This window comes from Pedococcus sp. 2YAF34, assembly GCF_052114585.1.
Classification (GTDB): Bacteria; Actinomycetota; Actinomycetes; order Actinomycetales; family Dermatophilaceae; genus Pedococcus.
In genome coordinates this window covers 1-26018 of record NZ_JBFRFA010000008.1, presented here as the reverse complement: position 1 = coordinate 26018, position 26018 = coordinate 1, and the positions used below count along the sequence as shown (strand labels likewise).

The 26018-nt window shown below is 72.2% G+C and carries 25 protein-coding genes and 1 pseudogene; 15 read left to right on the top strand and 11 right to left on the bottom strand.

Annotated features, from left to right (window positions below):
* The first annotated feature begins 58 nt into the window (after positions 1-58).
* The gene (locus AB4Z02_RS06425; RefSeq protein ID WP_369818871.1) at positions 59-844 is read left to right on the top strand and encodes a tryptophan 2,3-dioxygenase; all 786 of its coding nucleotides are present in this window, start codon (positions 59-61) and stop codon (positions 842-844) included.
* Positions 845-884: 40 nt separating this feature from the next.
* On the opposite strand, the gene AB4Z02_RS06420 is transcribed toward AB4Z02_RS06425, so the two are convergent.
* Entirely contained in the window at positions 885-2270 is a 1386-nt protein-coding gene (locus AB4Z02_RS06420; protein WP_056882494.1) for a glucose-6-phosphate dehydrogenase, read from the bottom strand.
* A 102-nt stretch (positions 2271-2372) separates the two neighbouring features.
* Between AB4Z02_RS06420 and AB4Z02_RS06415 the strand changes: the two genes are divergently transcribed.
* Positions 2373-3326 (top strand): PfkB family carbohydrate kinase, encoded by a 954-nt coding sequence (locus tag AB4Z02_RS06415; RefSeq protein WP_441970068.1) that lies wholly within the window; start codon positions 2373-2375, stop codon positions 3324-3326.
* Here AB4Z02_RS06415 and AB4Z02_RS06410 read toward each other — a convergent pair.
* Both AB4Z02_RS06410 and AB4Z02_RS06405 read right to left on the bottom strand, forming a co-directional pair.
* Positions 3323-4342 carry an NAD-dependent epimerase/dehydratase family protein gene (locus AB4Z02_RS06410; protein WP_441970067.1) on the bottom strand — a complete coding sequence of 340 codons (1020 nt, stop codon included), beginning with the start codon at positions 4340-4342 and terminating at the stop codon, positions 3323-3325. The genes AB4Z02_RS06415 and AB4Z02_RS06410 overlap by 4 nt on opposite strands.
* Positions 4343-4509: 167 nt before the next feature.
* Positions 4510-4932 carry a MerR family transcriptional regulator gene (locus AB4Z02_RS06405; RefSeq protein ID WP_056882498.1) on the bottom strand — a complete coding sequence of 141 codons (423 nt, stop codon included), beginning with the start codon at positions 4930-4932 and terminating at the stop codon, positions 4510-4512.
* Positions 4933-5049: 117 nt separating this feature from the next.
* Between AB4Z02_RS06405 and AB4Z02_RS06400 the strand changes: the two genes are divergently transcribed.
* The gene (locus tag AB4Z02_RS06400) at positions 5050-6231 is read left to right on the top strand and encodes an acyl-CoA dehydrogenase family protein (RefSeq protein ID WP_441970066.1); all 1182 of its coding nucleotides are present in this window, start codon (positions 5050-5052) and stop codon (positions 6229-6231) included.
* A gap of 56 nt (positions 6232-6287) precedes the next feature.
* Positions 6288-7886, top strand: a complete 1599-nt coding sequence (locus tag AB4Z02_RS06395) for an acyl-CoA carboxylase subunit beta (protein ID WP_441970065.1) — start codon at positions 6288-6290, stop codon at positions 7884-7886.
* Between the two features lie 20 nt (positions 7887-7906).
* Here AB4Z02_RS06395 and AB4Z02_RS06390 read toward each other — a convergent pair whose 3' ends face one another.
* From AB4Z02_RS06390 to AB4Z02_RS06380, 3 genes are all read right to left on the bottom strand, one after another.
* Positions 7907-8569 carry a Maf family protein gene (locus AB4Z02_RS06390; protein WP_441970064.1) on the bottom strand — a complete coding sequence of 221 codons (663 nt, stop codon included), beginning with the start codon at positions 8567-8569 and terminating at the stop codon, positions 7907-7909.
* A gap of 31 nt (positions 8570-8600) precedes the next feature.
* A complete protein-coding gene (locus AB4Z02_RS06385) occupies positions 8601-10484 on the bottom strand; it encodes a Na+/H+ antiporter (RefSeq protein ID WP_441970063.1) in 1884 nt (627 codons plus the stop codon).
* Between the two features lie 126 nt (positions 10485-10610).
* Positions 10611-12314 (bottom strand): DUF885 domain-containing protein, encoded by a 1704-nt coding sequence (locus tag AB4Z02_RS06380; RefSeq protein ID WP_441970062.1) that lies wholly within the window; start codon positions 12312-12314, stop codon positions 10611-10613.
* Positions 12315-12400: 86 nt separating this feature from the next.
* On the opposite strand from AB4Z02_RS06380, the gene AB4Z02_RS06375 reads away from it, so the two are divergent.
* Positions 12401-13072 (top strand): MOSC domain-containing protein, encoded by a 672-nt coding sequence (locus AB4Z02_RS06375; protein ID WP_441970061.1) that lies wholly within the window; start codon positions 12401-12403, stop codon positions 13070-13072.
* A 20-nt stretch (positions 13073-13092) separates the two neighbouring features.
* Here AB4Z02_RS06375 and AB4Z02_RS06370 read toward each other — a convergent pair whose 3' ends face one another.
* Positions 13093-13314, bottom strand: coding sequence for an acyl-CoA carboxylase subunit epsilon (locus AB4Z02_RS06370; RefSeq protein WP_441970060.1), 222 nt, complete (start codon positions 13312-13314; stop codon positions 13093-13095).
* Positions 13314-14978 (bottom strand): acyl-CoA carboxylase subunit beta, encoded by a 1665-nt coding sequence (locus AB4Z02_RS06365; RefSeq protein WP_441970059.1) that lies wholly within the window; start codon positions 14976-14978, stop codon positions 13314-13316. Before AB4Z02_RS06365 ends, AB4Z02_RS06370 begins: the two co-directional genes overlap by 1 nt.
* 24 nt (positions 14979-15002) lie before the next feature.
* Between AB4Z02_RS06365 and AB4Z02_RS06360 the strand changes: the two genes are divergently transcribed.
* The 5 genes from AB4Z02_RS06360 to AB4Z02_RS06340 all read left to right on the top strand — a co-directional run bounded on the left by AB4Z02_RS06360 (position 15003) and on the right by AB4Z02_RS06340 (position 19596).
* Positions 15003-15782 carry a biotin--[acetyl-CoA-carboxylase] ligase gene (locus tag AB4Z02_RS06360; RefSeq protein WP_441970058.1) on the top strand — a complete coding sequence of 260 codons (780 nt, stop codon included), beginning with the start codon at positions 15003-15005 and terminating at the stop codon, positions 15780-15782.
* Between the two features lie 143 nt (positions 15783-15925).
* On the top strand, positions 15926-17065 hold the full coding sequence (locus AB4Z02_RS06355) for an adenylate/guanylate cyclase domain-containing protein (protein WP_441970057.1): 1140 nt from the start codon (positions 15926-15928) through the stop codon (positions 17063-17065).
* Positions 17062-17853: an enoyl-CoA hydratase/isomerase family protein gene (locus AB4Z02_RS06350; protein WP_441970056.1), complete on the top strand. Its 792-nt coding sequence runs from the start codon at positions 17062-17064 to the stop codon at positions 17851-17853. Before AB4Z02_RS06355 ends, AB4Z02_RS06350 begins: the two co-directional genes overlap by 4 nt.
* 30 nt (positions 17854-17883) lie before the next feature.
* Positions 17884-18561, top strand: a complete 678-nt coding sequence (locus tag AB4Z02_RS06345) for a response regulator transcription factor (RefSeq protein ID WP_056882506.1) — start codon at positions 17884-17886, stop codon at positions 18559-18561.
* Between the two features lie 9 nt (positions 18562-18570).
* Positions 18571-19596: a sensor histidine kinase gene (locus AB4Z02_RS06340; RefSeq protein ID WP_441970055.1), complete on the top strand. Its 1026-nt coding sequence runs from the start codon at positions 18571-18573 to the stop codon at positions 19594-19596.
* A 319-nt stretch (positions 19597-19915) separates the two neighbouring features.
* On the opposite strand, the gene AB4Z02_RS06335 is transcribed toward AB4Z02_RS06340, so the two are convergent.
* Positions 19916-20416 (bottom strand): GtrA family protein, encoded by a 501-nt coding sequence (locus AB4Z02_RS06335; RefSeq protein WP_235531325.1) that lies wholly within the window; start codon positions 20414-20416, stop codon positions 19916-19918.
* Positions 20417-20521: 105 nt separating this feature from the next.
* Here AB4Z02_RS06335 and AB4Z02_RS06330 point away from each other — a divergent pair, with 105 nt between their 5' ends.
* The gene (locus AB4Z02_RS06330; RefSeq protein WP_056882509.1) at positions 20522-21718 is read left to right on the top strand and encodes a 5-(carboxyamino)imidazole ribonucleotide synthase; all 1197 of its coding nucleotides are present in this window, start codon (positions 20522-20524) and stop codon (positions 21716-21718) included.
* On the top strand, positions 21715-22236 hold the full coding sequence (gene purE / locus AB4Z02_RS06325; protein ID WP_056882510.1) for a 5-(carboxyamino)imidazole ribonucleotide mutase: 522 nt from the start codon (positions 21715-21717) through the stop codon (positions 22234-22236). The genes AB4Z02_RS06330 and purE overlap by 4 nt, the downstream gene beginning before the upstream one ends.
* 2 nt (positions 22237-22238) lie before the next feature.
* Here the strand turns inward: purE and AB4Z02_RS06320 are convergent, their stop codons facing one another.
* Both AB4Z02_RS06320 and AB4Z02_RS06315 read right to left on the bottom strand, forming a co-directional pair.
* Positions 22239-23249: a hypothetical protein gene (locus AB4Z02_RS06320; RefSeq protein ID WP_056882511.1), complete on the bottom strand. Its 1011-nt coding sequence runs from the start codon at positions 23247-23249 to the stop codon at positions 22239-22241.
* Between the two features lie 94 nt (positions 23250-23343).
* Positions 23344-23799 (bottom strand): CoA-binding protein, encoded by a 456-nt coding sequence (locus AB4Z02_RS06315; protein ID WP_056882512.1) that lies wholly within the window; start codon positions 23797-23799, stop codon positions 23344-23346.
* A gap of 199 nt (positions 23800-23998) precedes the next feature.
* Between AB4Z02_RS06315 and AB4Z02_RS06310 the strand changes: the two genes are divergently transcribed.
* The 3 genes and pseudogenes from AB4Z02_RS06310 to AB4Z02_RS06300 form a co-directional block, all read left to right on the top strand.
* Entirely contained in the window at positions 23999-25303 is a 1305-nt protein-coding gene (locus AB4Z02_RS06310; protein ID WP_056882513.1) for a nucleotide sugar dehydrogenase, read from the top strand.
* Positions 25304-25306: 3 nt separating this feature from the next.
* Positions 25307-25906 (top strand): acyltransferase, encoded by a 600-nt coding sequence (locus AB4Z02_RS06305; protein WP_056882514.1) that lies wholly within the window; start codon positions 25307-25309, stop codon positions 25904-25906.
* A pseudogene (locus tag AB4Z02_RS06300) lies at positions 25903-26018 on the top strand (aminotransferase DegT); the annotation flags it as partial. The gene AB4Z02_RS06305 and the pseudogene AB4Z02_RS06300, both read left to right, overlap by 4 nt.

The following is a 26018-nucleotide window of genomic DNA, read 5'->3' as shown; positions in this document are numbered from 1 at the left end:
CGACGGCAGGTCGATCAGGCAGATCGAGGAGGGGGTCCAGCGCGACTTCTCCCAGTCGATGTCGTATGGCTCCTACCTCGGCCTCGACCAGCTGCTGGCGTCACAGCACCCACGCAGCGAGCCGCCCCAGCACGACGAGCTGCTGTTCATCATCCAGCACCAGACATCCGAGCTCTGGCTCAAGCTGATGCTGCACGAGCTGCGCTCGGCGCGGGCGCTGCTCGCGACCGATGACCTCGCCCCTGCGCTCAAGCGGATCGCGCGCGTCAAGCACATCCAGCAGACCCTCACCGGGCAGTGGTCGGTGCTCGCGACGCTGACCCCGAGCGAGTACGCCGAGATCCGCCCGTTCCTCGCCACGAGCTCGGGCTTCCAGTCCTGGCAGTACCGTGCGGTGGAGTTCCTGCTCGGCAACAAGAACGCCGACATGGTGCGGGTGTTCGACCACGACGAGACGGCCCGGGCGATGCTGGCCGAGCTGCTCGACGAGCCCAGCCTCTACGACGAGTTCCTGCGCTACCTGTCCCGCCACGGGTACGCCGTGCCCGCCGAGCTGCTCGACCGCGACTTCAGCCAGCCCTACCGGCTCGACGAGCGGCTGGTCGACACGTTCGCGGCCGTGTACGCGTCGCCGTCGGAGCACTGGGGCGTCTACGAGACCTGTGAGGAGCTCGTCGACGTGGAGGACAACTTCCAGCAGTGGCGGTTCCGGCACCTGCAGGTGGTGACGCGCACGATCGGGCACAAGAAGGGCACGGGGGGCAGCTCGGGTGTGGACTTCCTACGCCGGGCGCTGGACCTGACCTTCTTCCCCGAGCTGTACGCCGTCCGCACCCGCGTCTGACGGCTGAGTTCTGGGCCGGGTCGGGCGGTCCGGTGCCGGGTCAGTCCCGGTCGGGGAGCCAGCCGTCCGGGCCGGTGGACCCGGCGGCGTACTCCTCGAGCGGGACGTTGCCCTTCTCCCAGGCCTCGATGACCGGCGCCATCACCCGCCAGCACTCCTCGGCCGCGTCACCCCGCACCGTGAGCAGCTGGCTGCCGTCGAGGACCTGGGCGAGCACCTCGCCGTAGGCCTGCATCCGGGGCGCCGCGAGCGTGGCCGTCAGGGTCTTCTGCTCCAGGTCGAGCGGGTCGCCCTCGGCGTTCATCGTCAGCGTGAGCGACACGGCACCCGGCTTGAGGTCGATGGTGAGGCGGTCGCTGCCGGAGCTGCCGGCGAACCCGGTGGGCAGGTGGGGCACGTCCCGAAGATGGGCCACGACGTGCTTGCGCGGCGCCCCCAGCGCCTTGCCGCTGCGCAGCACGAACGGCACGCCGGCCCACCGGTTGTTGCGCACCTCGAGGGTCACCTGGGCGAGCGTCTCGGTGCCACGGCCGGGGTCGACACCCTCTTCTCCGACGTAGTCCGGCACCGTGCGCTGTCCGATCGTGCCCGCGGTGTACCGGGCGCGGCGTGAGGACCGCTTCGGGGAGCCGCCCCAGACCCGGGTGGCGCGCAGGACCTGGACCTTCTGGTCGCGCAGCTCCTGGGCGTCGAGGGTGGCGATCGACTCCATCGCGAACAGCGACATGATCTGCAGCAGGTGGCTCTGCAGCATGTCCTTGAGAGCACCCGCGCCGTCGTAGTAGCCGGCCCGGCCCTCCAGCGCCAGGTCCTCGTCGTAGACGATCTCGACCCGCTCGATGTGCTCGGCGTTCCAGATCGGCGCCAGCACGCGGTTGGCGAACCGCAGCCCCACGAGGTTGAACACCGTCCCGACGCCGAGGAAGTGGTCGATCCGGAAGATGTCCTCCTCGCCGACGATCCGGTGCAGCAGCGCGTTGAGGTCGGCGGCGCTGGCGCGGTCGGTGCCGAACGGCTTCTCCAGGGCCAGGCGGGTGGTCTCCGGCAGGTCGAGGTGCTGCAGCAGCTCGCACACCTTGACCGTCACCTGGGGCGGCAGCGCGAAGAAGATCACCAGGGGGCCGTCACCGCAGTGGGTCACGAGGGCCTGCAGCGCGTCCTGGTCGAGCAGGTCGGTCTTGCGGTACTCCGCGTGCCGGGTGACCTCGCGCGTCACCGCCGCGGGCGCCTCGACGGTGGAGAAAGATTCCTCGATCCGGGCCTGCCACTGGTCGGCGGAGAGGTCGACCCGGTCGGCGCCGACGACGCGGACCCGGCGTTCGCGCTCGACGGCGAGCAGGCTCGCGAGCCCGGGCAGCAGCAGCCGGTGGGTCAGGTCACCTCCTGCGCCGAGGATGAGCAACGTCGTCCCGGGTGCGGTGGCCATGCTCCCCACCTTGCCACCGGCTGCCTGAGCGCGCCGGTCGTGGGGCGCCGGTCGTATGGCGCGGGCGGCAGCGGAACGGTCGACGCGGCATACTCCCTCGGCATGGCCACCCAGGACGGGCAGCCGCGACGGCCGCGGCTCATCCACAGCGCCCAGGCGCTCGTCGACGAGGTCGTCGAGGTCGCGGCGCTGCCGGAGCGCGGCGGCAACGCGGTGGCGACGTCCTACAGCCGGTATGCCGGGGGAGCGGTCAACATCCTCGTGGCCGCAGCGCGCTCGGGCGCGGAGTGCGTGCACGCCGGGGCGGTCGGTACCGGCTCCAACGGCGACCTCGTGCGGGCGGCGCTCGCCGCGGACAGGGTCGCGATCAGCAGCCCCGCGGTCGAGGGCATCGACACAGGCATCTGCGTCGTCATGGTCGAGCCGTCGGCCGAGCGCACGTTCGTCACGACCCAGGGTGCCGAGCGCCACGTCACGGTCGAGGGCCTGCAGACCTCCTCGCCGCAGGTGGGCGACCTGGTCTGCGTGAGCGGGTTCTCACTCGTCGGGCGCACGCGGGACCCGTTGCTGGAGTGGGTGTCCGGGCTCGCCGAGGGCGTCGTCGTGGTGCTCGACCCGGGTGACGCGTTCGGTGGCCTCGAGGCCACGCTGCAGGACCGGGTGCTGGCCCGGACCACGGTCTGGACGAGCAACGCCGACGAGGCGCTGACGCTGACCGGGGTGCGCGTGGAGGACGACTCGGCCGCGGCGGTCGCTGCCCGGCTCCCCGCCGGGGCGGTGGCGGTCGTCCGCGACGGGGCGAAGGGGTGCCACGTCCACGAGGGCGGCCGCACGCAGTACCTGCCCGGCCACCCGCAGGAGGCGGTGGACACCAACGGCGCCGGCGACACCCACACCGGGGTGCTCCTCGCCGAGCGGGCCAGTGGCGCCGACTGGCTCACCGCAGCCCGGCGTGCCAACGCCGCCGGGGCCATCAAGGTGACACGCCGTGGACCGGCCACCGCGCCGACCTCGGCAGAGATCGACGCGTTCCTGGCAGCTCTCGCGAACGGCTAGAGCGCGCGGGGGCGGTAGGCCTCGAGGAGCCGGTCGTACATCGCGTCGAGGTCGCGGTCGACCCGCTGGCGGCTCTTGTCGGCGAGGTGCCAGGCGACCAGTTCGGCCGCCCCGCGACGGAACGGCACCAGCGCGCGCCAGCCGGGCGCGAGCGTCCGGACCTTGGTGTTGTCGAACACCATGGCGTTGGACTTGTCGCCGACCAGGGAGGCGCCGATCTCCTTGTCCTGCGCGGCGATCGCGTCCGAGGCCACGTGCACGATCCGGGCCTCCACGCCTGCTGCCGCGGCAACCTCCTGGTGGATCCGGTCCCAGTTCAGCGCCTCGTCGGAGGTGATGTGGAAGGCCTCGCCGATCGCCTGGGGGCGGTCGAGCAGGCGCACGAACGCCCGGGCGAAGTCCTCGTGGTGCGTCAGGGTCCACCACGAGGTGCCGTCGCCGGGGACGACGACCTCGCGACCCTCGAGCATCCGCTGCACCACGGTCCAGCCGCCGGTGAACGGCAGCAGGGTGTGGTCGTAGGTGTGCGACGGGCGGACGATCGTCATCGGCAGGCCGTGGTCGCGGTAGCGCGAGACCAGCAGGTCCTCGCAGGCGATCTTGTCCCGGGAGTACTGCCAGAACGGGTTGCGCAGCGGCGTCGACTCGGTGACGGGTCCGTGGGTGGGCGGGGTCTGGTATGCCGAGGCGGAGCTGATGAAGACGTACTGGCCGAACCGTCCCTCGAGCAGGTCGAGGTTCGTCGTCAGCTGGTCGGGGGTGAAGGTCAGGAAGTCGACGACCACGTCGAACGCGCGCCCTGCGAGGACGCCACGCACAGCGTCGAGGTCGCGGACGTCGGCGGTCAGGACCTCGGCGCCGGCGGCCGGCTCGTGGGTGCTGCTCGTGCCCCGGTTGAGCAGGGTGACCGCGAACCCCTCGGCCACGGCCGCGCGGGCGCACGCCGTGCTGATGACGCCCGTCCCGCCGATGAACAGGACGCTGCGGGCGGAGCCGGTGCCGCGGGTGGGAGCCATCCCCCAACCCTAGGCCGGGCCTCCTCGCGGCACCTCCGGCGTCGTCCGGTTGCTGCTCTAGCTCGCGCCGACAGTCGCGAGAGGTGGGAACCGGCTGGTTCCCCTGGCTGCGCAGCAGCCGTTTGCCACCCCTCGCGCCCGGCCGATCGGTCTGGTGGCAGGCGGGGTCAGGTGAGGCGGGCGAGGTCGGCGCGGCAGCGGCGCTCGAACTCGCCGAGCTCGGCCAGGGCGTCCTCGAGGTCGCGCCGCCGCTGCTCGAGGTCGGTCCGGCGCTCGTCGATCTGGTCCAGGACGTACTCGAGCTGGCTGGCCTTGCCGCGGGGCCGGTCGTAGAGGTCGATGATCGTGCGGATCTCCTCGAGCGGGAACCCGAGGCGCTTGCCGCGCAGGATCAGGGCCAGTCGCGTGCGGTCACGGCGGTGGTAGACCCGCGTGGTGCCGCGCCGCTCGGGGGAGATGAGGCCCAGGTCCTCGTAGTGGCGCACGGTGCGGTGGGTGACGCCGAACTCGTCCGCGACCTCCCGGATCGTCCAGCTGGGCGGCGACGCCGACGACGTCCGGTCGGACTGGTCGAGGTCGGGGGCTGGCATACCGGTGAGTATTGCTTTACGTTGACGTCAACGTCAAGAACCGGCGACGCGCCGCACACCCCACGGCACGCGCGCAACACCCCCACGGCACCACCCCTGACCCCACGAGGAGCACGCATGTTCGAGCTGTCCAAGGAGCACGAGGACTTCCGCAAGGTCGTCCGGGAGTTCGCCGAGGCCGAGGTCGAGCCGCACATCGCGCAGTGGGACAAGGACCACCACTTCCCGTCCGACCTCGTGCCCAAGATGGGCGAGCTGGGGCTGTTCGGGCTCGTCGTGCCCGAGGAGTTCGGTGGCATGGGCGACGACGGCGACTTCACGTCGCTGTGCGTGGCCATCGAGGAGCTGGGGCGGGTCGACCAGTCCATCGGCATCACCCTGTCGGCCGGCGTGGGCCTGGGCATCAACCCGATCCTGACGTACGGCTCGCAGGAGCAGAAGGAGCGCTTCCTGCCTGACCTCGTCGCCGGTCGCGCCCTCGCCGGCTTCGGCTTGACCGAGCCCGATGCCGGCTCCGACGCCGGTGCCACCCGCACCAAGGCCGTCCGCGACGGTGACGAGTGGGTCGTCAACGGCTCCAAGGCGTTCATCACCAACTCGGGCACCGACATCACCTCCGTCGTGACCGTGACCGCCCGCACCGGCACCAACGAGGACGGCTCGGCCATCCTCAGCGCGATCATGATCCCTTCCGGCACACCGGGGTTCACCGTCGAGCCGGCCTACGACAAGCTCGGCTGGCACGCCTCCGACACGCACGGCCTGACCTTCGAGGACTGCCGCGTCCCGGTCGGCAACCTGCTCGGCAACGAGGGGGAGGGCTTCAAGCAGTTCCTCAAGACCCTCGACGACGGCCGCATCGCCATCTCGGCGCTCGCCATCGGCATGAGCCAGCGGATGCTCGAGGAGACGACCGCGTACGCGAAGACCCGCAAGGCCTTCGGCAAGCCCATCGGCGTCAACCAGGGCATCTCGTTCCAGATCGCCGACCTCGCCGTCATGGTCGAGGCCTCGCGGCAGCTCACCTACAAGGCCGCGTGGCTCAAGGACGAGCTCGAGCGCGGGCGCCGATCGGTCAAGGAGGTCAAGCAGGCCGCGGCGATCTGCAAGCTCTACTCGACCGAGGCCGCCGTCACCGCGACCCGCATCGCCACGCAGGTGTTCGGGGGCAACGGGTTCATGGAGGAGTACCCCGTGGCCCGCTTCTACCGCGACGCCAAGATCCTCGAGATCGGCGAGGGCACCTCCGAGGTGCAGCGCATGGTCATCGCCCGCCACCTCGGCCTGCCGACCGCGTGAGCGCCACCACCAGCGAACGTCCGGGTGCGGACGGTCCCGAGACAGTGCGAGAGGGTATGCCGGTGAGCCGAGCCGACGACGCCAGTCCAGCCTTCGCCGTGGCCGGGGACGCCGGCGCCGACCCCAAGGTGGGGGACGTGCGCAGGCGGCTCGCGGCAGCGTACGAGGCCTCGGCCTCCGCGCCCGAGAAGGCGCAGGCCAAGCTCGACGCACAGGGCAAGCTCTACGTCCGCGACCGCATCGCGCTGCTGTTCGACGAGGGGAGCTTCGTCGAGGACGGCCGGTTCGCGAACGCCACGGCTACCGGGCTGCCGGCCGACGGTGTCGTCACCGGTCGAGGCACGGTCGACGGGCGCCCGGCGGTCGTCATCGCGAACGACCCGACGGTCAAGGCGGGTTCGTGGGGATCGCGCACCGTCGAGAAGATCGTGCGCGCCACGGAGATGGCGCTGCGCGAGGAGCTGCCGGTCTTCTGGTTCGTCGACTCCGCGGGCGCCCGCATCACCGACCAGGTCGAGATGTTCCCGGGCCGACGCGGCGCGGGGAAGATCTTCCACAACCAGGTCGCGCTCTCCGGCAAGGTCCCGCAGATCTGCTGCCTGTTCGGCCCGAGCGCCGCCGGTGGCGCCTACATCCCGTCGTTCACCGACCTCATCATCATGGTCGAGGGCAACGCGTCGATGTACCTCGGCAGCCCGCGCATGGCCGAGATGGTCGTGGGGGAGAAGGTGTCGCTCGAGGACATGGGCGGCGCGCGCATGCACTGCACCGTCTCGGGCGTCGGCGACCTGCTGGTCTCCGACGACACCGAGGCGATCGAGCTCGCGAAGCTCTACTTCTCCTACATGCCGACGAGCTGGCGGGCCGACCTGCCGACGTATGCGCCGGAGGAGCCCTCGAAGCCGCTGACCCGCCACACCGTCCCCGAGCGCGAGAGCCAGCCGTTCGACATCCACGAGGTGATCGACGGGCTCGTCGACGACGAGTCGTTCTTCGAGGTCAAGCCGCTGTTCGCCCCCGAGCTCGTCATCGGCTTCGGCCGCATGGCCGGCGAGACGGTAGGCATCGTGGCCAACAACTCGATGGTCAAGGGCGGCGTGCTGTTCACCGACAGCGCCGACAAGGCCGCGCGGTTCATCTGGCTGTGCGACGCGTTCTCGATCCCGCTGCTCTACCTCGCCGATGTCCCGGGCTTCATGATCGGCTCCGAGGTCGAGCGCGGCGGCATCATCCGCCACGGGGCGAAGATGGTGCACGCCGTCTCCTCGGCGACCGTGCCGCAGTTCTGCGTGGTCGTCCGCAAGGCCTACGGCGCCGGGCTCTACGCCATGGGCGGCCCCGGCTTCGCGCCCGACGCGACGATCGCCCTGCCGACCGCACGCATCGCCGTGATGGGCCCCGAGGCAGCGGTCAACGCGGTGTACGCGAACAAGATCGCGGCCATCGAGGACGAGGCCGAGCGTGAGGCGTTCGTACAGGAGAAGCGGCGCGAGTACGAGGAGGACGTCGACCTCGAACGGCTCGCCGCCGACCTCGTCCTCGACCAGGTCATCGAGGCCGACGCGCTGCGGGCCGAGCTGCTGCTGCGGCTGCGCTACTCGTCGAACCGCGAGCGCCAATTCGCGACCAAGCGCCGCGACGTCCCCCCGGTCTGACGCGGGCAGGCGGCGGCGGGTCAGTTGCCGCGGGCCGAGCTGGCGCTGCGCAGCGAGCGCCAGCTGATGCCGATCTCCTCGAGCAGCTCACGCAGCAGCGGCAGGCTGAGGCCGACGACGTTGCTCGGGTCGCCCTCGATCCCGGCCACGTAGGGCGACCCGAGGCCGTCAAGGGTGAAGGCGCCGGCGACGCGCAGCGGCTCGCCGGTCGCCACGTAGGCCTCGACCTCCGCGGTGTCCAGGCGCCCGAAGTGCACGGTGGTGGAGGCGGTGGCCCCGAGCGTCGCCCCGGTGCCACCGGCTCCCGACTCGCGGGTGTCGACGACCCAGTGCCCGGTGTGCAGGACCCCGGAACGGCCGCTCATGCGGGTCCACCGCTCGACCGCCTCGGCCACATCAGCAGGCTTGCCGTGGACCTCCCCGTCGAGCTCGAGCACGGAGTCGCAGCCGACGACGAGCACGTGCTCGATCTGGCCGGCGACGTCCTCGGCCTTGGCGCGGGCCAGCACGAGGGCGACGTCCTCCGGGGCCAGCTCGCCGTAGGTCTCCCGGGCCGCGGCCGTGACCGCGTCCTCGTCGACCCCGCTCACGACGATGCTGGGCTCGATGCCGGCCGCCAGCAGCAGCTTCTTGCGGGCCGGGGAGGCGGAGGCCAGGACGATGGTGGCGGTCGGGTTGGTCACGACCGGGACTGTAGCCCGACCCGGAGCGTCCTCAGCCGAGCTGGTTGTCGACGAAGCACCAGCGCCACGACTCGCCGGGCTCGAAGCTGCGCATGACCGGGTGGCGTGACTCGTGGAAGTGGGCGTCGGCGTGCTTCTGCGGTGAGGAGTCGCAGCAGCCCACGTGGCCGCACTGCAGGCACAGCCGCAGGTGCACCCAGGTCGTGCCGTCGCGCAGGCACTCCTCGCACCCGTGCGGGCTGGAGGGGGCCACGAACCGGTCGTGCGCGGCGGCGAGGTGCTGGCACTCGTCCTCGGCGCGCTCCACCGGGAGCATGGGCTCGTCCCGCAGGTCGGACGTGCGGCTCTCGATGCGGTCGAGCATCGACTCCTCGATGTCGAGCTGGTCCATGACATGGGCGAGCACCTCCTGGTCGGCCAGCCCCTCGTCACGGATCCGCAGGAGCTCCCTGCGCTCGGCGACGAGCATGACCATGCGCATGCGTCGGTAGGTCTCGCTGGGGGTCTCGGCGCCCTCGCGGCCCTGGCCGAGGCGTTCCCAGACGATGTTGGTGCGGTTCTCCGCGCGGGTGCGCAGCGTCTCGATGACCTCGGGGTCGGACTCGTCGCAGTCCTCCAGCGCCTTCAGGCCGGCGGCCACGGAGGCCTGAAGGATGGTGGCCTCCTGGAGGGCGTCCTCGCGCGGGTCCGGCCCGCGCACCCGCAGGGCGCGGGCGAGCAGCGGCAGCGTGGTGCCCTGCAGGAGCAGGGTCCCCACGGTCACGACCATGGCGATCCAGACGAAGACGCCGCGGTAGTGGGTGTCCGGCGGCAGCGTGAACGCGGCGGCGAGCGTGACCACCCCTCGCATACCGGCCCACGAGATGATCGCGCTCTGGGCGTAGGGCCGCGCGGTCGGGCTGACGCCCTTGTCGAACCGGCCGAAGAACCAACGCGTCGGGAAGACGTAGAGCGGCCGCAGCACCACCACGGCGAGCAGGACCACCACCGACAGCACGACCACGCGCCCCCACCCGAGCCCTGAGCCCGACACGTCGGTGACGATGCGGCGCATCTGCAGGCCGATCATGAGGAAGACGGCGTTCTCCAGCAGGAACTGCACCGACGCCCAGTTGATCCGCTCGCTCAGGCGGGAGGCGGCGTTCTGGACCACCGGCGACTTGTGGCCCAGCAGCAGCCCCGCGACCACGACGCTGAGCACGCCGGAGGAGTGGTAGTGCTCGGCGGGGAGGAAGGCGAGGAACGGTACGATGAACGACAGCGAGGTGTCGATCGCGGGGTCGGTGAACGACCTGCGGACCAACCCCACCACGAGGGCCACGACGACCCCGAACCCGACACCGCCGACGACGGCCCAGGCGAAGTCGCCCGCCACCGAGCCCAACGTCACGGCCTCGGCGGTCCCAGCCGTGGTGAACGCCGCGATCGCAGTGCGCAGGGAGACCAGCGCGGTGGCGTCGTTGACCAGGGACTCGCCCTCGAGGATGGTCACCACCCGCCGGGGGAGCCCTATGCGCCGGGCCACCGCCGAGGCGGCCACGGCGTCGGGCGGCGCGACGACGGCGCCGAGGGCGAAGGCTACGGCGAACGGCACGGGCAGCAGCCACCAGGTCACGAGGCCCACGCCCGCGGCGGTGAACAGCACGAGGCCGACCGAGAGCGCGATGATCGAGGACGTGTTGGCGCGGAAGTCGACCAGCGAGGTCCGGACTGCCGCGGCGTACAGCAGCGGGGGCAGCAAGCCGTAGAGGACGACCTGCGGCGTGAGCACCGGTTCGGCGATGAACGGCACGAAGGACGCGGCGATGCCCGAGACGATGAGGGCCAGCGGCGGGGGAACAGCCAGCTTGCTCGCGAGCCCGGCGATGGCGATGACCGCGGCGACGAGGACCACCAGGGTCAGGGCGAGTTCCACGTCGGCATCCTCGCACCCCGGCGCCCACCCCGCCGATGGCGCATCAGGGGGCGGACGACCGGGGTGGACGACCGGCTGGGACGAGCTGGTGGGACGAGCGGGTGGACGACCTGGGTGGTCGCGGGATCAGCCCTCGGCGAGCTCTCCCAGCACGGCCTGTCGCAGGGTGTCGAGGCCGACGCCGCCGATGTCTAGGGCCTTGCGGTGGAAGTCCTTGAGGCTGAAGGCGTCGCCCTCGCGCAGACGGACCTGCTCGCGCAGCTGCAGCCAGAGCCGCTCGCCGATCTTGTAGGACGGTGCCTGGCCCGGCCAGCCGAGGTAGCGGTCGAGCTCGAAGCGCAGCCACGCCTCGCCCTGGTTGGCGTGGGCGGTGAGGTAGTCCCAGGCCTTGTCGTAGGTCCACTCGCCGCCGCCGACCTCCTCGGGGGCCTCGAACCCGCAGTGCACGCCGATGTCGATGACCACGCGGGCCGCCCGCAGCGACTGGCTGTCGAGCAGGCCCATGCGGTTGCCGGGGTCGTCCATGTAGCCGAGCTCGGCCATGAGCAGCTCGGCGTAGAGGGCCCAGCCCTCGCCGTGGCCCGACGTCCAGGCCAGGATCCGGCGCCAGCGGTTGAGCAGCTCGGAACGGAAGACCGTCTGGGCGACCTGGAGGTGGTGGCCCGGGACGCCCTCGTGGTAGACGGTCGTGAGCTCCTTCCAGGTGCCGAACTCGGTGACGCTCTTGGGCACCGACCACCACATGCGGCCCGGCCGGGTGAAGTCCTCGCTGGGGCCGGTGTAGTAGATGCCGCCGGTCTGGGTGGGCGCGATCATGCACTCGATCCGGCGCACCGGGTCGGGGATGTCGAAGTGGGTGTCGGCGAGGACCGAGATGGCCTCGTCGGCCTTGGTCTGCATCCACTCCCGCAGCTCGTCGGTGCCGTGCAGCTGGTATCGCGGGTCGTCCTCGAGGGCCGCGATGGCCTCCTTGACGGTCGCCCCGGGCTTGACCTGGTCGGCGACGGCCGCCATCTCGGCGGTGATGCGGGCGACCTCGTCCTGGCCCCACCGGTAGGTCTCCTCGAGGTCGACCTCGGCGCCGAGGAACAGCCGCGACCACAGCGCGTAGCGCTCGCCGCCGCAGGCGTCGGCCTCCGGGGCCCGGTCGAGGAGCTCGGCCTCGAGCCAGCGGCCGAGGTCGGCATACGCCTCGCGGGCGGTGCCGACGGCGGACGCGAGCTCGGTGCGGGTGCCGTCGGTGAGCTCGGTGTCGTCGGCCTTCGCGCCCGAGAGCAGGCCCGCGAAGTAGCCGTCGTCGGCGGTGAGGTCGCGGCACTGCTGGATGCACGCCTGGACCTGGCGGCGAGGTGCCACGTCCCCGCGCCCGGCAGCAGCGGTCAGGCTCTGCTTCCACTGGTCCAGGGCCGTGGGCACCTTGGCCATGCGTCGGGAGATGACGCCCCAGTCCTCCTCGGTGGCGGTCGCCATGAGGTCGAAGCAGCCGCGGATCTCCTGCAGCGGGGAGGCGATGACGTTGAGGGACATCTCCTCCAGCCCGGCGGCGTGCACCTCCTCGGCGAGCCCGAGCCGCTCACGCATCGCGGCCAGCGTCACCCGGTCGATGTCGTCGACCGGCTCGGCGGACTCCAGCTTGGCGAGGGTCTCGCGACGCAGCCGCGAGGAGGCCTCCAGCCCGGCGGGGGAGAAGTCGTCGAGGTCCTCCTCGTGACCGGCGATCCCCAGGCTGGTGGCCGTGATCGGGCTGAGGTCGACGAGGGCCGCGAGGAAGTCGTCGGCGATCTGGTCGATGGCGGTGGCTGGGCGGGCGCTGGAGGTCTCTGGGCTCACCCGGGCGAAGGTACCCCAGCGCACTGACGACGTCACCGGAAATCCTGGCGGGAGATCCCGGTTGCTCCAGTCCCTAGGGTGGGGCCATGAGCGCTCGCCTCCTGTCCCTCAACATCGGCCGCGCCGAGCCCAACGCCGCGAAGAAGGTGGGGGTCACGGGCATCGGCAAGACGCCGGTCGACAGCGCGGTGCTGCGCGCCCCGGGCCCGAAGCACGGCGGCCTCGGCAGTGGTCTCGAGGGCGACTTCATCGGCGACGTCCGGCACCACGGCGGTGACCAGCAGGCGGTCTACGCGTTCGCCCGCGAGGAGCTCGACCGGTGGGAGGAGCGCCTCGGGCGCCCCCTGGCCGCAGGGCTGTTCGGCGAGAACCTCACCACCGCCGGCCTCGACGTCGACGGAGCCCTGCTCGGCGAGCGGTGGGCCGTGGGCCACGAGGTGGTGCTCGAGGTCTGCGGTCCGCGGATCCCGTGCGCGACGTTCCAGGCGCGGATGGGGGAGAAGGGGTGGGTGCGGCGCTTCACCGAGGTGGGCCGCTCCGGCGCCTACCTGGCCGTGGTGACCGGTGGCACCGTACGCAGCGGCGACGCCATCGAGGTCGTCTCCCGACCCGACCACGACGTCGACGTCGTCGTCGCCTTCCGGGCCTTCACCGGCGACCTCGACGCGGCCCGCAGGGTGCTCGACGCCGACGCCCTCACCGGTCCGGACGCCGACGAGCTGCGCGAGGTGGTGGAGCGCCGTACCGCGCGCTCCTGAGCGACCGGGCTGTGTGGGCCTCAGCGCCAGGCGGAGGCGCGCCAGGCGCCGGGACCCGGGGTGAGGGGGCGGCGGACCAGCCGCTCGCGCGAGGCCCACACCGAGGTACGGCGCGGGGCCGCCGGCTCCTCGCCGCCGGACGCGGCGGACAGCACCGCGAGCAGCGCGGCGATCTCCTCGGGGCTGGCGGCGCCCCGTACCAGCCGAAGCGGTGGCTGGTCGGTTCGGTCGTCGACGCCCATCAGAGTGGGATGTTCCCGTGCTTCTTGGGGGGCAGCGTCTCGCGCTTGCTCCGCAGCGCCCGCAGGGCCTTGGTGACGTTCATGCGGGTGTTGGACGGCGTGATGACGGTGTCGACGTAGCCGCGCTCGGCGGCGATGTAGGGGTTGGCGAGGGTGTCCTCGTACTCGGTGATGAACCGGGCCCGTGCCTCGTCGACGTTCTCACCGGCGGCCTCGGCGGCGGCGAGCTGGCGGCGGTAGAGGATGTTGACCGCGCCCTGGGCGCCCATCACCGCGATCTGCGCGGTGGGCCACGCGAGGTTGATGTCGGCGCCGAGGTGCTTGGAGCCCATTACGTCGTACGCGCCGCCGTACGCCTTGCGGGTGATGACGGTGACGAGGGGGACGGTGGCCTCGGCGTAGGCGTAGATGAGCTTGGCGCCGCGGCGGATGATGCCGTCCCACTCCTGGTCGGTGCCGGGCAGGAAGCCGGGCACGTCGACGAAGGTCAGCACCGGCACGTTGAACGCGTCGCAGGTGCGCACGAAGCGGGCGGCCTTCTCGGAGGCGTCGATGTCGAGGGTCCCGGCGAACTGCATCGGCTGGTTGGCCACGACGCCGACCGAACGGCCCTCGACACGCCCGAACCCGCAGATGATGTTGGGCGCGAACAGCGGGTGCACCTCGAGGAACTCGCCGTCGTCGACGACGGCCCCGATGACGGTGTGCATGTCGTAGGGCTGGTGGGGGCTGTCGGGGATCAGCGTGTCGAGGACGAGGTCGTCGTCGGTGACCTCGAGTGACGGCAGGTCGTCGTCGTCGGCGAACGACGGCGGCTCCTCGAGGTTGTTGCTGGGCAGGTAGGACAGCAGTGCCTTGACGTACTCGATCGCGTCGGCCTCGTCGTCGCCCATGTAGTGCGCGACACCGGACTTGGTGTTGTGGGCGCGGGCGCCGCCGAGGTCCTCGAACGAGACGACCTCGCCGGTCACGGTCTTGATGACGTCAGGACCGGTGATGAACATGTGCGACGTCTGGTCGACCATGACGGTGAAGTCGGTGACTGCGGGGGAGTAGACGGCCCCGCCGGCGCACGGGCCCATGACGAGCGAGATCTGGGGGATCACGCCGCTGGCGTGCACGTTGCGGCGGAAGATCTCGCCGTAGAGCCCGAGCGAGACCACGCCCTCCTGGATGCGGGCGCCGCCGGAGTCGTTGAGGCCGACGACGGGGCAGCCGACCTTCATCGCGAAGTCCATGACCTTGCAGATCTTCTCGCCGAAGACCTCGCCGAGGGAGCCGCCGAACACGGTGAAGTCCTGGGCGAAGACGGCCACGGTGCGGCCGTCGACGGTGCCGTACCCGGTGACGACGCCGTCGCCGTACGGGCGGTTCTGCTCCTGGCCGAACGCGGTGCTGCGGTGGCGCGCGTACTTGTCCATCTCCACGAACGAGCCCTCGTCGAGCAGCATCTCGAGGCGTTCGCGGGCGGTCTTCTTGCCGCGGGCGTGCTGCTTCTCCACTGCGCGCTCCGACCCGGCGTGGGCCACCTCGGCCACGCGGCGCTTGAGGTCGGCGAGCTTGCCGGCGGTGGAGTGGATGTCGATGTCGGAAGGGACGTCGGTGCCGCCGGTGGAGACCGGCGCGCCGGCGTCCTCGCTGACGGGATCGGTGGTCTGCGCCATGGCCGGGAGCCTAGCCTTGACCCCATGCGCGAACCGCTCCAGCGTGAGGCATTGCACGAGGCGTTGGTCACGTCGGGTTCCCGGTGGACCGACGTCGACGTCCACCGCGAGCTCGGCTCCACCAACGCGGAGGCGGCGCGCATCGCGCGGCCGTTCCACGTCGTCGTGACCGACCACCAGCAGGCGGGCCGGGGCCGCCTCGGCCGCACCTGGGAGACCCCTCGCGGCACCTCGGTGACGTTGTCGGTGCTCCTGCCCGCGCCGGACAGCGGCCGGGAGTGGATGCCGCTGGTGGCCGGGCTCGCGGTCCGCGACGCGGTGCGCGACGTGGCCGGGGTCGAGGCTGTCCTCAAGTGGCCCAACGACGTCCTGCTCCCGGCCGACGGCGAGCGCAAGGTCGGCGGCATCCTCTGCGAGCTCCAGCCCGGCGGCATCGTCGTCGGGATCGGGGTCAACGTCGACCAGGAGCGTGACGAGCTCCCGGTGGACACCGCCACCTCGCTGCGGCTCGCCGGCGCGCCCGGGGTCTCCCGCGAGGACCTCGTCGTTGCGATCCTCACCCACCTCGCGCGCTGGCACGGTGAGCTGTGCGGCGACGCGCACGCGCGGGCCGGCGTGCACTCCGCGTACCGCGCCGCCTGCGTCACGATCGGCCGCGACGTCGAGCTCCACGTCGGGACCGGCGACGTACGCCGCGTGCGCGCCACCGGTGTCGACGAGGAGGGCAGGCTCGTGGTCGCAGGGGGCGGCACGGAGTACCCGGTCGCCGCGGGCGACGTCGTGCACGTGCGACCCGCAGGCTGAAGGGGGTCCGGGCCCGACACGGGTGGTCCCGGACGGCGCGGCCCCCTCGCGCACGGCATGATGCGGGGTGAGGGGAGCGCGACGGTGCGCCCCGAGCAGCCCAGCCGTGAACCCTGCCCGAGGAGCCCGAGGAGGAGTCAGCCGTGTCCGAGGTCGGCCGACACCGGATCGTGCGCCCCGAGGACTTCGCCGCCCTCGGGCCGGACAACCTCGAGGCCCGCCTGCTCGGCAAGCCCGCGACCATGGCCCGCCGCGACGTCAGCCGCGGGGCCGAGGTGTCGCTGCTGTCGGCGCGCAAGTTCTGGCACGCCTTGGGGTTCCCGATCGTCGCCGACGACGACGCCATGTTCACCGAGGCCGACCAGATGGCCCTCATGGCCGTCGCGCGGCTGGTGCGCGAGGAGGAGCTCGACGAGCCCACCGCGCTGGCCCTGACCCGCGCGTTCGCCCGCACCACCGACCGCCTCGCCGTCTGGCAGACCCAGCTCATGGCCGAGGCGCTCGCCGCACCTGGCCTCGAGGCGGCGCTCGACGAGGCCGACGCGCGCGCCGTACCGGACCTCGCCGCGGCCAAGGCGGCCGCCCGCAAGCTCGCCGACATGGCCGACAGCCTCGAGCCCCTCCTGATCTACGCCTGGCGCCGCCACCTCACCGCCGCCATCTCGCGCATGCTCGCCGACGCCGACCCCCAGCAGTCGTCCCAAGGCGTACGTCGCGTGGTCGGGTTCGCGGACCTCGTCAGCTTCACCTCGCTGGTGCGGCGGATGACCGAGCGGCAGCTCGCGGTGATGGTGCAGCGGTTCGAGGCCCTGGCCACCGACATCGTCACCGCGCACGGGGGCCGGGTCATCAAGACCGTGGGTGACGAGATCCTCTTCGTCACCCTCGACGCGGCGCCCGCCGCCGCCGTCGCGCTCGACCTCGTGGAGACCATGGCCGAGGACGACCTGCTCCCCGACGTGCGGGTCGGCATGGCGGTCGGGCCGGTGCTGTCGCGGCTCGGCGACGTCTTCGGCACCACCGTCAACCGCGCCAGCCGGCTCACCAGCGTCGCGCCCGGCGGCGGCGTGCTCGTCGACGACGCCCTCGCCTCGGCGCTCGCGTCGGTGTCCGGGTTCGAGACCACCGCCCTGCGGCGGCGGACGCTGCGTGGCATCGGGACCGTGACCCCCAGCGAGCTCCGTCGCGCGGCCGGCGGCCGCTTGGGCGGGCGGGCGCCCGAGACCGTCGCCGCCACCTCCGCAGCCTCCACCCTGACCGACCCCCGGAAGGACATCCCATGACCTCAGCACTGGTCCGTGTCGAGCGGCACGGCGAGGGCGGCCACGTCGCCGAGATCGTGCTCGACCGTCCCGAGGCGATGAACGCCGTCTCCACCGAGATGGCCCACGCCCTCGGCCGCGCGACCAAGGAGCTCGCCGAGGACCCCACCGTCCGCGCCGTCGTGGTCAGCTCGACCCACCCGAAGGCCTTCTGCGTGGGCGCCGACCTCAAGGAGCGCAACTCCTTCACCGACGACGAGCTGCGCGCGCAGCGGCCGCTGGCGCGGGCGGCATACCGAGGGGTGCTCGACCTGCCCGTCCCGGTGGTGGCGGCCGTCGACGGCTACGCGCTCGGCGGGGGGTTCGAGATCGCGCTGTCCTGCGACCTGGTCGTCTGCGGCGAGTCGGCCGTCGTCGGGCTGCCGGAGGTGTCCGTGGGCGTGATCCCCGGCGGCGGCGGCACCCAGCTGCTGACCCGTCGCGTCGGGTGGTCGAGGGCCGCTCGCATGGTGTTCACCGCCGAGCGCTTCCCGGCCGCCGACGCCCACGCCCTCGGGGCGGTCGACGAGGTGGTGCCCGCCGGCACCGCTCGCGACCGGGCGCTGGAGCTGGCCACCACCATCGCGGGCAACTCCCCGGTGGGCGTGCGCAACGCCAAGGCGGCCATGCGGCTCGGGTTCGACACCGACCTCGACGCCGGCCTGCACATCGAGGACGAGCGGTGGGCGGCCACGGCCTTCTCGGGCGACCGCGCCGAGGGTGTGGCTGCTTTCAACGAAAAGCGTCCTCCGGTGTGGCCCGGTCGCTGATCTGGCCCCCGGTTGCCTACGATCACCCCCATGACCCGAGTGCTGCTGGCCGAGGACGACCCTGCGATCTCCGAGCCCCTGGCCCGGGCGTTGCGCCGTGAGGGGTACGACGTGGACGTCCGTGCCGACGGGCGCGCCGCCCTCGAGGCCTCCGCGGAGAACCCCGACCTCGTGGTGCTCGACCTCGGCCTGCCCTACGTCGACGGCCTCGAGGTCTGCCGCCGCATCCGCGCCGAGGGACGCACGGTCCCGGTCCTGATCCTCACGGCCCGCGCCGACGAGGTCGACACCGTCGTGGGCCTGGACGCCGGCGCCGACGACTACGTCACCAAGCCGTTCCGGCTGGCCGAGCTGCTCGCCCGCGTGCGGGCCCTGCTGCGCCGCAACCCGACCGACGCGCCCTCGACCAACGAGCTGGTCCGCATCGACCCCGAGGGCCGGCGCGCCTGGTTCCGCGAGGAGGAGCTGCAGCTCACTGCCAAGGAGTTCGACCTGCTGCGCGTGCTCGTCCGCGAGCAGGGCAAGGTCGTCTCGCGCGAGCAGCTCATGCGCGAGATCTGGGAGACCGCGTGGTTCGGGTCCACCAAGACCCTCGACATGCACATCTCCGTCCTTCGGCGGAAGCTCGGCGACGACGCCGCCCAGCCCCGCTACATCGCCACCGTTCGCGGTGTCGGTTTCCGCTTCGAGCGCGGCGAAGAGGTCTGACCCGCTGACATGCGCCAACAGCTGATCCGCTCGACCGTCCTCGCCGTCAGCCTGGCCATCCTCATCACGATGGCTCCCGTGGGTTTCGCGATCTGGCGGGCGACGGTGCGGGGACGGGGTGCCGTGGCCCAGTGGCTCGACGCAGGCACGCCGGCCTCGACGTCGATGCGCCTCGGCGGCGTCGTCATCGCCCTCGCCGTGCTCGCCCTAGGCGCGGGCGTCTATGTCGCGATCCAGCAGGCGCAGCGGCTCTCGCGGCCCATGACGCTGCTCGCCGACAGGGCCGAGCGGCTCGGCGCGGGCGAGTCACGCATCCAGCCGCTGCACACCGGCATCGCCGAGCTCGACCAGGTGAGCCAGGTCCTCTCGCGCAGCGCCCAGACGCTCACGAAGTCGCTGGCGTCCGAGCGCGACTTCGCCGCCGACGCCTCGCACCAGCTGCGCACGCCGCTCACCGCGCTGCTCATGCGGCTCGAGGAGATCGCCGCCACCGACGACCTCGAGGTCGTGCAGGAGGAGGCCAACATCGCCATCGCCCAGGTGGAGCGGCTCACCCGCGTCGTCGACGACCTCATGTCGCGCACCCGCCGCGGTGGTGACCAGCCCAAGGCGACCGTGTCGCTCGACTCGGTCATCGCAGCACTGCAGCGCGAGTGGCAGCCGGCGTTCGAGCAGGCCCGGCGCAGCGTCCGCGTCCACGGCGAGCGCGGGCTGGTCGTGCAGGCCACGCCCGTGGCCCTCTCGCAGGTCCTCTCCACGCTGCTCGAGAACTCCCTGGCGCACGGCCGCGGCACCGTCGACGTGCACGCGCGGCGCTCGGGCCCCTCGGTCGTCGTCGAGGTCAGCGACCAGGGCGAGGGAGTGCCGGCCACCATCGCGCCGCACATCTTCGAGCGTTCGGTCACCACCAGCGGCACCGGCCTCGGCTTGGCGCTCGCCCGCGACCTCGCCGAGTCCAACGGTGGCCGGCTCGAGCTCATCCAGGCCCAGCCGGCGATCTTCGCCCTGTTCCTCAGCGAGTCCGACGCCGGCTGACCCCGCTCTGCCCGCCGAGGTGCGCCTGGCCCACGAAGCTCCGTGGCCCAGGCGCATTTTCGTAGGCAGGGCAGGGGAGGGCACGGCCGGGCGGGGCGGACGGGGCGCGCGGGGCGCGCGGGGCGGCGTACCCGGTCCGGGAACTTTCGGCCCATGGGCCGGGAGCGGGCACGAGGCTCGGTACCCCGCCGGGAACTTTCGGCCCATGGGCCGGGAGCGGGCACGGAAGGGCGGTACCCCGCCGGGAACTTTCGGCCCATGGGCCGAAAGTTAGCCGGGGTGAGGGTGGCGCGGCGGATTGGAGAGCGCCGGGCTCGGCTCAGTCGGCGAGCGGGGAGGTGTCCTCGAGGGGCTCGTGGCTGAAGACGAAGCGGCGGTAGGCCCAGAAGCGGAACAGCGTGCCGAGCCCGATGCCGACGACCTTGGCGGCGTTCTCCGCGGCGAGGCTCGTGTGGCCGGGCACGATCTGGTTGGTGAGCCCGACGCAGGCGGCCTGGATCAGCAGTGCCACGCCGTTGGTGAGCGCGAACAGCATGGCCTCGTGGTGGACCGGGCGGTTGCGCCGGTGGCGGAACGTCCACATCCGGTTGCCGATCCACGCCGCGGCGGTCGCGACGGCGGCGGAGATGATGGTCGCGATGACGGCCCTCGACAGGACCCAGGTGCCCTGGCCGTGGAGCACGGTGGCGCGCAGGAGGTTGAACCCACCGATGTCGATGACGAACGCGACCGCGCCCACCACCCCGAACTTGATCATCTCGCGGTAGAGGACGTCGACGGTCCCGCGCAGGCGCGTGACGAGGGAGGGGCTCGCTGACACCAGTGGAGCCTATCGGCGGCCCCTGTGTGCTGCGTGCCGGCCACGCGCGGTCCCGACCGATGAGGTGGCGGCAGGGGTCCCGGCGGCGGCCGATATCCTCGCCGCGTGACCTCACCGCAGCGTGCTCCCGGAGGGTTCCCGGTCGTCGGCGTCATCGGCGGGGGGCAGCTGGCGCGGATGTGCGCCGGCCCCGCGGCCGAGCTGTCGGTGACCCTCAGCGTCCTGGCGGAGGCGCCGGACGCCGCAGCAGCGCAGGTCGTGCCGCACTCGCCGGTCGGTGACCACACCGACGTCGACGACGTGCTCGACTTCGCCAAGCACTGCGACGTCGTGACCTTCGACCACGAGCACGTGCCGCCGGCCGTCCTCGAGGCGCTGGTCTCGTCCAGGGTGCCGCTGCACCCGACCCCCGAGGCGCTGCACTTCGCCCAGGACAAGCTGGCCATGCGCGAGCGCCTCGGCGCCATCGGGGTCGCGTGCCCCCAGTGGGCCAGGGCCCGCACGGCCTCGGACGTCGAAGCGTTCGCCGAGCGGGTGGGCTGGCCGGTGGTCGCCAAGACGCCGCGCGGTGGCTACGACGGCAAGGGCGTGCGTGTCATCGACTCCGCTGCCGACGTCGCCGACTGGCTGGAGCAGGTGGGCTCGCCGGGCGCGCTGCGCGACGGCGTGCTGCTGGAGGAGAAGGTCGACTTCGTCCGCGAGCTGGCCGTCCTCATCGCGCGCAGCCCGTCCAACCAGGCTGCCGCCTGGCCGGTCGTCGAGACCGTCCAGACCGACGGCATCTGCACCGAGGTCCTGGCCCCGGCCCCCGACCTCGACGCCGACCTCGCCGCGGTCGCCACCGAGGCGGGCCTGCGGATCGCCGAGGAGCTCGGCGTCACCGGTGTCTTCGCGGTGGAGATGTTCGAGGTGCGCGACCCCGCGACCGGCGCGGCAGCGTACGTCGTGAACGAGCTCGCCATGCGCCCCCACAACAGCGGGCACTGGTCGATGGACGGCGCGGTGACGGGCCAGTTCGAGCAGCACCTCCGGGCGGTGCTCGACCTCCCGCTGGGCGCGCCCACGCCGCGCGCCCCGTTCACGGTCATGGCCAACGTCCTCGGCGGCGACTACCCCGACCTGTACCCCGCCTACCGCCACATCATGGCCAGGGACCCCGGGCTCAAGGTGCACATGTACGGCAAGTCCGTCCGGCCGGGCCGCAAGATCGGGCACGTGACCGTCAGCGGCACCGACCTGGAGGACCTGCGCGAGCGGGCCCGCCACGCGGCCGACTACCTCGCAGGAGTGATCACCGAATGAGCGACCAGCAGGCACCCCTCGTCGGGGTCGTCATGGGCAGCGACAGCGACTGGCCCGTCATGGAGCTCGCGGCGCAGGCGCTCGAGGAGTTCGGGGTGCCCTACGAGGCAGATGTCGTCTCGGCGCACCGCATGCCCGAGGAGATGATCGCCTACGGACAGCGCGCTGCCGACCGCGGCCTGCGCGTCATCATCGCCGGCGCGGGTGGCGCCGCGCACCTGCCCGGCATGCTCGCCGCCGTGACGCCGCTGCCCGTGGTCGGCGTGCCGGTGCCGCTCAAGCACCTCGACGGCATGGACTCACTGCTGTCGATCGTGCAGATGCCGGCCGGCGTGCCCGTCGCCACCGTCTCGGTCGGGGGGGCCCGCAACGCCGGGCTGCTGGCCGTGCGCGTCCTGGCCGCGGGGGAGGGCCCGTATGCAGCGGGGCTGCGCGAGGCCATGGCGCGGTTCCAGGGCGACCTGCGCGACCAGGCCCACGCCAAGGGCGCTGCGCTGCGGGAGCGCCGCACCCGCTGACCTCAGGGCTCGAGGGTCGGGATGTCCGACTCCCAGTAGGACGCCGTGAGCCTGGCGTCCCAGGCGCCGGGGACCTTGCTCAGCTGCTTGATCGTCGTCGACGTGCCGCGGTAGCCGAACACCTCGTAGACCCGGGCGACGTCGGTGCTGCTGTTCGTCGCCAGCAGGACCCAGGTGTTGCGCCCGCAGTTGTCGAGCGCCAGGCCGTCGAAGGTCCACGTCGAACCGCGCAGGAGCGTCAGCCTGGGGGCGAAGGCGCCGCTGCGCTTCATGGTGACGAGGTAGAGCGCGCCCTTCTTCGTCGTCATGAGCAGCGCGTCGACGGCCGTGGTGTCGTCCCAGGGCCGGTACTGGTAGGCCAGCGTCATCGCAGTCACAGCGCCGAAGCCGGCCTTGGCCCCCGCGGCGGCGACGGTCGGTGATCCCCAGGTCTTCTCGGAGACCTTGTAGCGGGCGAGGTTGCCGGTGCGCCCGCTGACGGCGTAGAGGTAGCCGCTCTTGGTCGACTCGGGATTGCGGTCCGACGCGTCGACCATCTTCGTGACGGCGCCCCAGCCGGTGCCGAACTTCTTCTCGGTGTAGGCCTTGGTCTGCTTGACGGTGTTGTAGTGCGTCGTCCCGAACACGAGCCGGTCGGTGCGGATCGCGAACTGCCTCGTGTAGAGGTAGCGGGGCGGGGAGTAGGTGCTGTCCCACTGGGAGCTGGCCCCCGCCATGGCGGTCACGTGTGCCGGGGCGGTGTAGATCCGCTCGGCGTAGGGCGCCTTGCTGTAGTCCGTGCTGTCGAAGACCTGCTGCGTGAGGTTCGCATCCGGTTCGACCGTGGTGGCCTCGAGGCGGCAGCCCGGGCTGCTGGGCGAGACCGCCGCCGTCGTCGCAGGAGCCGCGGCCGGCACGTGGGCGGGGGCCGCCGCACTCGAGCCGGCGGTGGCGAGCGCCGATGCAGCGAGTGCGGTCACTGCGGTGACGGCGGCCAGGCGGGCGCGGACGGACGTGGCGAGCACGGCGGACATGGGTTCCCCTCACGGTACGGCGCGGCGATCCCCCCGGCGTTCCCCTCGAACGCCCGTGTGCCGGGCCGGGCCCAGTGTGGCAGCCGCGGCGCCCTCAGCGGGCCATTCCGCCGGACCGAACTCCCCGCCACTCGATCTTGGGGCAGGTGTCCATGACGACCCCGAGCCCCGCCGCGCGCGCCCGCTCCGCTGCGGCCTCGTCCACCACGCCGAGCTGCATCCAGACCGCGTCGATGGTGAGGCGGTCCTTGTTGGCGATGGCGTCGTCGACCACGGCACCCACGTGCTCGGAGCTCACGAAGCAGTCGACGACCTTGATGTCGGTCCCGTCGGGGATGTCGGCGAGCGAGGCGTAGCCCTTCTCCCCGTGCACGGTCTCCGCAGCGGGGTGGACCGGGATGATGCCCTTGCCCAGCTCGACCTTGAGCCAGCGCGACACGTCGAACGCCGGCCGGTCCTGGTTGGACGACAGGCCCACCACCACCCAGGTGCCGGGGTCGGCCAGGAGCTCACGGACCAGCTCGGGGTCGTTCTGGTGCTTCAGCGTCATACCGGCAGCATCACACGTCCACCCGAGGGCGCAACCTTCGTCGGCGGTGCGTGCCCGGAGCCGCGCGCAGGCCGCGGCGGGCGGCGCTGTGGCCGCGGTCGGCGGCGACGTGCCCGCAGCGGGCCGCCGGCAGGCCCGGGCCAGGGCCTGGTGATCAGGCCCTAAGATCGTCCGCGGACCCCAACCGTGAAGGAACACCGTGAAGATCACCGTCGTCGGCCTCGGCAAGATCGGGCTGCCCCTGGCTGTGCAGTTCGCCAAGTCTGGACACGACGTCCTCGGAGCTGACGTGAGCCAGCCCGTCGTGGACCAGGTCAACGCCGGGACCGAGCCGTTCCCCGGGGAGGCGCACCTGGCTGAGTACCTCGCCGAGGTCGTGCCCGCCGGCAAGCTGAAGGCCACCACCGACACCGCCGCCGCGGTCGCCGAGAGCGACGCCGTCGTGGTCGTGGTGCCGCTGTTCGTCGACGAGGAGGCCCGCCCCGACTTCGGGTGGATGGACTCCGCCACCGACGACATCGCCCGCGGCCTCAAGCCCGGCACCCTCGTCATCTACGAGACCACCCTCCCGGTCGGCACCACCCGCCTCCGGTGGAAGCCGAAGCTGGAGCAGGGCAGCGGCCTGGCCGAGGGCAGCGACTTCCACCTCGTGTTCTCGCCCGAGCGCGTGCTGACGGGTCGTGTCTTCGAGGACCTTCGCAAGTACCCCAAGCTCCTCGGCGGCCTGTCCGATGCCGGTGCGGCCAAGGCCGTCGAGTTCTACGAGCAGGTGCTGCAGTTCGACGACCGCCCCGACCTCGAGCGCGGCAACGGCGTGTGGGACCTCGGCAGCGCGGAGGCCGCCGAGATGGCCAAGCTCGCCGAGACCACCTACCGCGACGTCAACATCGGCCTCGCCAACCAGTTCGGCGCGTTCGCCGCGAAGAACGGCATCGACGTCTTCCAGGTCATCGAGGCCAGCAACTCCCAGCCCTACAGCCACATCCACCGCCCCGGCATCGCCGTCGGCGGCCACTGCATCCCGGTCTACCCGCGGCTGTACCTGTGGAACGACCCGGACGCGACGGTCGTGCGCGCCGCCCGCGAAGCGAACGCCGCGATGCCGGCCTACACCGTGGGCCTGACCGTGGGTGCGGCCGGTGGCAGCCTCGCCGGCAAGAAGGTCGCCGTCCTCGGCGCCTCCTACCGCGGCGGGGTCAAGGAGACCGCGTTCTCCGGCGTCTTCGCCACGGTCGACGCGCTGCGCGAGGCCGGCGCGCAGGTCGTGGTGCACGACCCGATGTACTCCGCGGACGAGCTCGCGAAGTTCGGCTGGGACGCCTACACGCTCGGTGACCCGGTCGAGGTCGTCGTCGTCCAGGCCGACCACGCGGAGTACCGCGACCTGTCCGCCAAGGACTTCCCGGACGTGCAGGTCGTCGTCGACGGTCGCCGCGTCCTGGACGCCGACCGCTTCGAGGGCGTGCGCTTCCTCGTCGTCGGCCAGGCCGAGAAGGTCGGCTGAGGCATGGCGGTCCGGATCGTCGACTCGGCCGACGTCGCCGAGGGCGCGAGCATCGGTGACGGCTCGTCCATCTGGCACCTCGCGCAGGTGCGCGAGGGAGCCGTCCTCGGCGAGAACTGCGTCGTCGGGCGCGGCGCCTACGTCGGCACCGGCGTGCAGATGGGCGACAACTGCAAGCTGCAGAACTACGCCCTGGTCTACGAGCCCGCCGTCCTCGAGGACGGCGTCTTCGTGGGGCCGGCCGTCGTCTTCACCAACGACCACTTCCCGCGCGCCGTCAGCCCCGACGGCACGATCAAGACCGGCGACGACTGGGAGGCGGTCGGGGTCACCTGCCGCACCGGCGCGTCGATCGGGGCCCGCAGCGTCTGCGTGGCCCCGGTGACCATCGGACGGTGGGCCCTCGTGGCCGCCGGGTCCGTCGTCACCAAGGACGTCCCCGACTTCGCCCTCGTGGCGGGCGTCCCGGCCAAGCGCATCCGCTGGGTCGGCAAGGCGGGCGTCCCCCTCGAGCAGGACGAGTCCGGCACCTGGGTCTGCCCGCAGACCGGGGACCACTACACCGAGCACGACAACACCCTGACGGAGGCCGTCGCACCATGACCGAGTTCATTCCCCCTGCCAAGCCGCTGGTCGGCGACGAGGAGCGTGAGGCGGTCGACCGCGTCCTGCGCAGCGGCATGCTTGCCCAGGGCCCGGAGGTCAAGGCCTTCGA

Coding starts and splice junctions, on each gene's coding strand:
- AB4Z02_RS06425 (WP_369818871.1), top strand. CDS start 59: ATGTCGTATGGCTCCTACCTCGGCCTCGACCAGCTGCTGGCGTCACAG.
- AB4Z02_RS06420 (WP_056882494.1), bottom strand. CDS start 2,270: ATGGCCACCGCACCCGGGACGACGTTGCTCATCCTCGGCGCAGGAGGT.
- AB4Z02_RS06415 (WP_441970068.1), top strand. CDS start 2,373: ATGGCCACCCAGGACGGGCAGCCGCGACGGCCGCGGCTCATCCACAGC.
- AB4Z02_RS06410 (WP_441970067.1), bottom strand. CDS start 4,342: ATGGCTCCCACCCGCGGCACCGGCTCCGCCCGCAGCGTCCTGTTCATC.
- AB4Z02_RS06405 (WP_056882498.1), bottom strand. CDS start 4,932: ATGCCAGCCCCCGACCTCGACCAGTCCGACCGGACGTCGTCGGCGTCG.
- AB4Z02_RS06400 (WP_441970066.1), top strand. CDS start 5,050: ATGTTCGAGCTGTCCAAGGAGCACGAGGACTTCCGCAAGGTCGTCCGG.
- AB4Z02_RS06395 (WP_441970065.1), top strand. CDS start 6,288: ATGCCGGTGAGCCGAGCCGACGACGCCAGTCCAGCCTTCGCCGTGGCC.
- AB4Z02_RS06375 (WP_441970061.1), top strand. CDS start 12,401: ATGAGCGCTCGCCTCCTGTCCCTCAACATCGGCCGCGCCGAGCCCAAC.
- AB4Z02_RS06370 (WP_441970060.1), bottom strand. CDS start 13,314: ATGGGCGTCGACGACCGAACCGACCAGCCACCGCTTCGGCTGGTACGG.
- AB4Z02_RS06365 (WP_441970059.1), bottom strand. CDS start 14,978: ATGGCGCAGACCACCGATCCCGTCAGCGAGGACGCCGGCGCGCCGGTC.
- AB4Z02_RS06360 (WP_441970058.1), top strand. CDS start 15,003: ATGCGCGAACCGCTCCAGCGTGAGGCATTGCACGAGGCGTTGGTCACG.
- AB4Z02_RS06350 (WP_441970056.1), top strand. CDS start 17,062: ATGACCTCAGCACTGGTCCGTGTCGAGCGGCACGGCGAGGGCGGCCAC.
- AB4Z02_RS06345 (WP_056882506.1), top strand. CDS start 17,884: ATGACCCGAGTGCTGCTGGCCGAGGACGACCCTGCGATCTCCGAGCCC.
- AB4Z02_RS06340 (WP_441970055.1), top strand. CDS start 18,571: ATGCGCCAACAGCTGATCCGCTCGACCGTCCTCGCCGTCAGCCTGGCC.
- purE (WP_056882510.1), top strand. CDS start 21,715: ATGAGCGACCAGCAGGCACCCCTCGTCGGGGTCGTCATGGGCAGCGAC.
- AB4Z02_RS06320 (WP_056882511.1), bottom strand. CDS start 23,249: ATGTCCGCCGTGCTCGCCACGTCCGTCCGCGCCCGCCTGGCCGCCGTC.
- AB4Z02_RS06315 (WP_056882512.1), bottom strand. CDS start 23,799: ATGACGCTGAAGCACCAGAACGACCCCGAGCTGGTCCGTGAGCTCCTG.
- AB4Z02_RS06305 (WP_056882514.1), top strand. CDS start 25,307: ATGGCGGTCCGGATCGTCGACTCGGCCGACGTCGCCGAGGGCGCGAGC.